Here is a 558-nt window from a genome sequence, read left to right on the forward strand (position 1 = left end):
ACTAGCAACTACATTATTGGTCACATTTCCTCCTGCATCGATATCATCCTGGGTTACTGTATAATCTGCTGTATATGTTGTTGTTGCTCCAGGGGCTAATGTTGTTAATCCACCTGTTGGTTGTGCATCTACATTATCATCCGATAAACTGATGTTGTTTAAAGTAACATTTCCTGTATTGGTTACTAAGTAAGAATACGGTATTACCTGACCGGCTACTGTTACTTCAGTAGTGGTTGAAGTCTTAACCACAGTCATCAATGGATTCTGAGTCACTGGGATGTCTAAGTCATCTGGTGCATCTGGTGCCTCATTAGAACTAGCAACTACATTATTGGTAACATTGCCGCCTGCATCGATATCATCCTGGGTTACGGTATAATCTGCAGTAAAAGTTGTCGTTGCTCCAGGAGCTAATGTCGTAACTCCACCAGTTGGTTGAGCATCTACATTATCATCAACTAAACTGATGTTGTTTAAAGTAACATTTCCTGTATTGGTTACTAAGTAAGAATACGGTATTACCTGACCGGCTACTGTTACTTCAGTAGTGGTTGA

The 558-nt window shown here is 40.1% G+C and carries 1 protein-coding gene; it reads right to left on the minus strand.

Annotation, left to right across the window (positions count from 1 at the left end; translation table 11 throughout):
* Window positions 1–558: DUF7507 domain-containing protein (locus JEM65_RS20855; protein WP_199603643.1), on the minus strand; the 558-nt coding region annotated here is incomplete at both ends.

This window comes from Gelidibacter salicanalis (assembly GCF_016469035.1).
In the GTDB taxonomy this organism is placed as follows: domain Bacteria; phylum Bacteroidota; class Bacteroidia; order Flavobacteriales; family Flavobacteriaceae; genus Gelidibacter; species Gelidibacter salicanalis_A.